5 protein-coding genes are annotated in these 6,464 nt (G+C 42.4%); all 5 read right to left on the reverse strand.

The window, feature by feature from the left end; genetic code table 11:
• Positions 1-479 precede the first annotated feature (479 nt).
• On the reverse strand, positions 480-1,406 hold the full coding sequence (locus tag DRW42_RS28225) for a hydroxypyruvate isomerase family protein (RefSeq protein ID WP_113952206.1): 927 nt from the start codon (positions 1,404-1,406) through the stop codon (positions 480-482).
• Entirely contained in the window at positions 1,403-2,419 is a 1,017-nt protein-coding gene (locus DRW42_RS28230) for an FAD:protein FMN transferase (protein WP_113952207.1), read from the reverse strand. The genes DRW42_RS28225 and DRW42_RS28230 overlap by 4 nt, the downstream gene beginning before the upstream one ends.
• A 9-nt stretch (positions 2,420-2,428) precedes the next feature.
• Entirely contained in the window at positions 2,429-3,748 is a 1,320-nt protein-coding gene (locus DRW42_RS28235; RefSeq protein WP_113952208.1) for a Gfo/Idh/MocA family oxidoreductase, read from the reverse strand.
• Between the two features lie 33 nt (positions 3,749-3,781).
• Entirely contained in the window at positions 3,782-4,741 is a 960-nt protein-coding gene (locus DRW42_RS28240) for a formylglycine-generating enzyme family protein (protein WP_113952209.1), read from the reverse strand.
• 167 nt (positions 4,742-4,908) lie between these two features.
• Complete coding sequence (locus DRW42_RS28245; RefSeq protein ID WP_113952210.1) at positions 4,909-6,186, reverse strand: type IX secretion system plug protein; 1,278 nt, start codon at positions 6,184-6,186, stop codon at positions 4,909-4,911.
• Between the last annotated feature and the right edge of the window lie 278 nt (positions 6,187-6,464).

Consider the following 6,464-nt stretch of genomic DNA (forward strand, 5'->3'; position numbering starts at 1 on the left):
AGCTTAAGTTAATAGCATTGGTGGGGACACAGACCACGGAGTTTCCCCGGTACCGTCATTTCGAGCGGAGCTGAGAAATCTATCTCGAGAATAGTCCCGAGGTAGATCTCTCTGCTCCGCGATGCTCCGGTCGAGATGACGGCGCTTTTTATTTTACAGACCACGGCGTTTGGAGCGTAACCTCCCTCATGTCATCATTTCGAGCGGAGTGCAGCGAAGCTAAATCTGTCTCGAGTGTATTTCTAGATAGATCTCTCCGCTCCACTGCGTTTCGGTCGAGAAGGACGGTCGTTTTGTATAAGAATTCTCCCGCGGTTTGTGTCCTCGATAAACCGTCATTGCGAGAAGGCTTTTTCAGCCGACGAAGCAATCTTTATAGCAAGGATCACTAGCATTAAAGATTGCTTCGTCGTTCCTTCTCGCAATGACGGTGCTTTTTATTTTACAGACCACGGAGTTGGTCATTTTGTATAAGTTCACTACAAAAAACTATCTTCAGCCCGATAAGCCGAAATAACAGCTAACTCGCCCTCTTTTCCGCTTTTCGAATTACCATGTTCCATGCCCATAACGCCTTTATAGCCTTTGGTATGCAGGTGTTTAAACAGGTTTTTATAATTGATTTCTCCTGTTGTTGGTTCCTTACGGCCCGGGTTATCCCCAATCTGGATGTAGGCAATTTCGTCCCAACAGCGGTCGATGGTTTTAATCAGATCGCCTTCTGTGCGCTGCATGTGGTAAATATCGTAAAGGATTTTACACGAAGGGCTTTTAACAGCTTTGCAAACCGCATAGGTTTCATTTGTTTTCTGGAGGAAAAGCTCGGGTGTATCGCTCAAAGTTTCCAAAACCATAATTAATCCATGTGGTTCAAAAATCTCCGCACCGGCACGCATCGCATCAATCACATTGGCAAACTGGTTGCCATAAGGTAAATTCCGCTCGTAAAAACCCGGAACCACGGTTAGCCATTTGGCATTACAGCGTTTTGCGGCCTCTACCGACTTTTTACAGGTTTCGATAAATTTATCTTTAAACTCTTTTTTGCCGGTGGTTAAGGAGGTTTTCCAGTTATCGCCTCCATCTACCACGAAAACACCCATGCGCATGCCCAGTTTGGCCAGTAAATTCCCGATTTTTTCCTGCTCCTCAACCGGCCGGCCAAGGTAGCCGTTATCTTCGATCGAGCGGAAACCTTTATCGTACATAAACTGGATCTGATCTAAAAAGCTTTTGCCCGCATGGTTTTCGAACATGCCCTGGTGTGGTGCATAATCGAGGTTGAAAGTTTTGTCGCTTAATGCTGTATTTTGCTTTTCGGCGGCAAAAGTATGGGTTAATCCTGCTCCTGTGGTAATGGCTCCGGCAGTAAGCAGGCTGTTTCTTATAAATTCGCTTCTTTTCATTGCTTCGGTTTTAGCGGATCTGGTGTAATCAGTTTTTTAAATCCGGTGGTTAAAGTGTCGGCTACTTTGCCGTCTTTTTGATGGTATACAAAATAAGCCTCGAGGTTTTTTCTGCTTTCTACAAAGGCAATGGCATCTTTTAGGTGCATCGCCATTAAGGCATTGTCATATCCATCGGCAGTAATGGCATCATTTGCATAAACCGTAACGCTGATCATTTCATTATCTAAAGGATAGCCGGTTTTAGGATCAATAAGGTGTGAGATTTTCTTCTTTCCGCTCTGGTGGAATTTCCGGTAATTGCCCGAAGTGGTAATGGCGCCCGAATTGATGGATGCAATGTGCCTGATTACAGGCGTCCCATCTTTATCCGGACCTTCGATACCGATTTTCATCATTTCGCCATTGGGTTTCGGGCCAGAAATCCTGATTTCGCCACCCAGTTCGGCCACATATTGTTTAATTCCTTTTTGCTCGAGGTAATCGGCAATTAAATCGACACTGTAACCTTGGGCAATTCCATTTAAATCGATATGTACACAGGGTTTTGATTTGGTGAGTAATCCATCCTTTAATTTCAGGTTTTTCATACCTACGCAATTCAGGATCGATTTAATGGTAGTAGGATCGGGTTCTGATTGAGCCTCTTTCGGGCCAAAGCCCCAGGCTTGTACCAGTGGGGCTACGGTAATGTCGAAAATACCTTTTGTATCTGCATTGATCTCAAAACTTCTCTTCAGTACATCGTTCATCAAACGATCGGTTTTAATCTCCTTTTCAGCAGCATTAAACTGATTTATCAATGTGCCTTTTTTATAAAGCGACATCGATAAATCAATTTCGTTTAATAAACTGTCTATGCCCTGTTTGGTAGCCAAACTATCGGTAGCATAGTACATTATAGCGTAATCCGTTCCCTGTGCATAACCATTGATCTTATACTGCTTCATTTCTTTTTTGAAAGAGAAAGCCAGAATCAGGGGTAAAAGGAAAAGCAAATATCTATAACGCATCAGCTAAAATTAAAGCACTTTTGCCTGCCCCGGCATAGCAACAGGGTACAAACCTTTTTCATCCGGCATTAATCGTGGGTTGGCATCCCATGCGAAACGCTCAGGTAATAAACTGTTGTTGGCAGCCAATGCCTCATCCCACTTAATGGTTTGACCAGAGTAAGTGGCATAGCGGCCTATAATGGCAGAAAATGTGCTGGTTGCAGCATAATCTACGTTACTGAATTTATATTCGCCTTTCGAAACCGCATCGAATAATTCATCGTGTTCGGTTTGGTAAGGGTTGGCATTTCCTTTGGTATTGTGGTTGTAAAGTTCTTTGCCCTTATAATCTTTCATAATGGCCTGGTTGCTTCCTGACAGGTAAATTTTACCTTTTGTTCCCTGGAAACTTTCATCTACACGGTTGCTGATACCCTCGAAGTGCCTGCACTGGCTGTTGATTACCGCACCATCGGCATAAGTTAATTCGATGGAGTGGTTATCATAGATTTCGCCATAATCTTTTCCTGTTCTCCAGGCACGGCTTCCCGTTCCCTGTACCGAAACCGGATGTGCATTTTTTATCCAGTTGGCAATATCGATATTGTGTACGTGCTGCTCTACAATATGATCGCCGCATAACCAGTTAAAGTAATACCAGTTACGCATCTGGTATTCCATTTCAGTTTGGTTTGCGGTACGCGGACGAACCCAAACACCACCGCTGTTCCAGTACACCTGTCCCGACATGATATCGCCAATGGCACCGTCGTTAATGCGTTTCATCGATTCGCGGTAATTGGTCTGGTAACGGCGTTGTAAACCCACAACCACGTTTAATTTTTTCTTTTTGGCTTCTTCGGCAGCGGCCAAAACCTTTCTGATCCCCGGAGCATCAACAGCAACCGGTTTTTCCATAAAAATTTGTTTATTCTGTTTTACCGCTTCTTCGAAATGGATAGGGCGAAAACCCGGAGGGGTGGTTAATAATACAACATCGGCCAATGGAATGGCTTTTAAATAGGCATCAAAACCTACAAACTGACGCTCTTTAGGAACATCTATTTTAGCGCCGAATTTTGAGCTTAAAGATTGGTAGCTGCTATCTAAACGATCCTGAAAAGCATCGGCCATAGCCACTAATTTAATGTTGAATTTAGTGCTTAATGCCTGGAAAGCAGCTCCTGTACCACGATCGCCACAGCCGATCAGGGCTATCTTGATGGTATCAGAACCTGATGCATAAGCTCCGGCCAGTGGAATGCTGCTTAACATGGCCCCGCCGGCAAGCATGGCCGTTGCTTTTAAAAAATCGCGACGATCTTGTTGGTTAATTGGTTTTCTCATGTGTTTAGTTTTTTATTTTGGTTAGGATGTTTTTTAAAAGTCTTTTATAGGTTGTTTGTTATAATAAGCCTCTATTTCTTCTTTTGAAGGTGTTTTTACAGGCCGTACCAAACGCATGCCTACAAAAGGTGCTTCAGGAAACCACCAGTTGCTTTTAGGGATCTGCGGATCCAGTTGTTTCCATGATGGATCAGAAGCCAGTCTCACTGTTGAAGTCAGGTTTTCAGGTTTTTCATCATAAGAACCACCGCGAACGACATTAGGATACAGTTTATCAGGTTTGGCAACAGGGTTTTCGGTGGTTTTATCTTTGCTGTAAAAATCGGCAATATATTGGTCGTAAGTCCATTCGCTCACGTTTCCATGCATATCAAACAAACCCCATGCATTTGGTTTTTTTTGCCCTACCTGATGCGTTTTGTTATTACTGTTATCCTTGTACCAGGCATAATCGCCCAGTTTGGCGGCATCGTTGCCAAAAGAGTATTTGGTTTCCGTTCCTGCTTTACAGGCATATTCCCATTCGGCTTCTGTTGGTAAGCGGTAAAAAACACCAGTGCGCACATAAAGCCATTTACAGAATTGAATGGCGTTATATTGGGTCATGGCAACTGCCGGCTGGTGCTCTTTGCCCATGCCGAAGGTCATATCAAGATATGGTTTGGTTGGGCGGGTTACAGCATCAACTTCAGGAGGAATAGCACCTTCGCTGGCTTTTTTTTCGTAATCGCGGTATAGAAAAGGTTCAAAAATATCCCAGGTTACTTCATGGATACCGATCCAGAAGGCATCGATTTTTACTTCGTGTACAGGTTGTTCATCGGGTTTACCTGTTTTGCTCCCCATTTTAAATTTGCCTGCCGGAATGGCCTGCATATCGAATTTTAGCTTGGTACCATTAATAGATTGGGTATAAGGACCGGTTTGGTTCTGTGCAAAAATCTGCACACAGGGACTGATGATTAATGCAGCGGCAATTAATTTCTTAAACATAATTATTGGTTAGAAACAAGATTTTCTAGCTGTTGTCTGGTTAATTCTGAAATACTAAAGTAGAACAACCATTTTTAAAACCGTGAAAATCAATGTAACAATAAAGGTAAGAAATGTAACATTAAAAGTCAAGTTGACAATTAATGTTACTGCACAAATAAGAAGCTTTATCTTCTATCGCTAACCTTATTGCTCAGGTTGGCGAAGCCAATCAGCGTATCCCAGCGCGCACCAGGGCGGCGGTAATAAACGAATATCTGATAGCTGTTTTCCGTCTGAAAGAATGCACCTTCGAAAAACCTGGTTTCCATTGTCTTGGTATCTTTGTTAAACCAGGCATATTCATAATCGTAAAGGCCTTGTTTAAGCATAATGTTGGCATAAAACTGCTTTCTGTTGGCATCGTAAAGGAGTTTATTGTCGTTACCCATAGTGTAATTGTTAAAACGGCCAACTACATAGGCATCGCCATTGGCACTGGGGGCAGGGGCATTTAAGGTAAACAATACACCCATATATTCCGATTCTGTTTTATCGTCGCGGCCATCGGTATTGCGGATAAAAAAGTTTCCGTTTTCATCATACTGGTTGGCAAAAGCTCCAGCTGTTCGCGATGCATCCTGAAAAAGCATCACGTTTACCGATTCGTTATCGCGGTATATATCTTTAACGTTATCGGCTTTGTACCTTAAACTGCGGGTGTCAAATTTTCTAAATTCGTTGTCTCCCCAAAAATCGTTCGTGTTAAGGTCGTTGTAAACCAGTTGGTTTGGTCGTACAAAAGAGGGTTTTGTATTCAATATGCTGGTATTGGGATTGAAATTCTGCATGACAACAGCTTTCAGGTCCTGATAAGGATTGGAGATCGGAAAAGTATGATTAATGGTAAAATTGATTTTTTGCTTGTAATTCCGGTTTTCTACCTGCATGGAGTTGGTTACTTCTGCAGCTACCGCCACCTGACTATCGAGCACATAAAAACGCTGTGAAATAACAGGTTTATTTTTATCACCATCCAGATATACTTTTAATACATAATTACCGCCGATTTTGGGCTGGATCTGTGTATTGGGCAGGCTGAGTTCGTAATGGGTATATTTCCGGGTGGTGTTGGATGAATAACGGTAGGTGAGGATGCGGTCGTCGTTAAAACTGCCCAAATAATCGATAGTCGAAATTTGCGAAGGTTGCCATTCGGCATTGCAATGCTCAATGGTGTACCAGTAGTTTTGGGTGCCGGAAAGCAGGTCGTCAAAAGAAAAAGTAATGGTTTCTGACGAATTGAGCATCATTACCGGAATGCTTTGCTCTTTATTGCTGTTATAGCAAAGCACTGTTTTAATATTTGGAAGATAAATCCTGTTCTCGTTGGTAAAGGTTTGACTGTTTTGTGCAAAAGCCAGACTGGAGATGAAAAATAAAACCGGAATTAATATTTTCTGCATGGTTAAAAGTAAAGTTTTATTGGGAAGTGGCAAAATTCTGGATGAGTATGTGGTGTCGGATATTTCTATCCGACATATCGTTATAATGCTTTTTGAAATAGTCCACCAATGTGCAGATTAACACGAACACTTACTTTGACAATCTTTTTGGCTTTATGCATATTAAGATTGTCAAAGTTTAAGCCACCGAAGCAAAATCTGTCTCGAGATAGATCTCTCTGTTCAGCTGCGCTTCAATCGAGATGATTGTTATGATAAAAACAAATTTTAAGCAGCTA

The organism is Pedobacter miscanthi (assembly GCF_003315595.1).
In the GTDB taxonomy this organism is placed as follows: domain Bacteria; phylum Bacteroidota; class Bacteroidia; order Sphingobacteriales; family Sphingobacteriaceae; genus Pedobacter; species Pedobacter miscanthi.

What these genes read in the sequence shown, in the direction of transcription:
- DRW42_RS28245 (WP_113952210.1), bottom strand. Translation starts at nt 6,186, where the DNA reads ATGCAGAAAATATTAATTCCGGTTTTATTTTTCATCTCCAGTCTGGCT.
- DRW42_RS28225 (WP_113952206.1), bottom strand. Translation starts at nt 1,406, where the DNA reads ATGAAAAGAAGCGAATTTATAAGAAACAGCCTGCTTACTGCCGGAGCC.
- DRW42_RS28240 (WP_113952209.1), bottom strand. Translation starts at nt 4,741, where the DNA reads ATGTTTAAGAAATTAATTGCCGCTGCATTAATCATCAGTCCCTGTGTG.
- DRW42_RS28230 (WP_113952207.1), bottom strand. Translation starts at nt 2,419, where the DNA reads ATGCGTTATAGATATTTGCTTTTCCTTTTACCCCTGATTCTGGCTTTC.
- DRW42_RS28235 (WP_113952208.1), bottom strand. Translation starts at nt 3,748, where the DNA reads ATGAGAAAACCAATTAACCAACAAGATCGTCGCGATTTTTTAAAAGCA.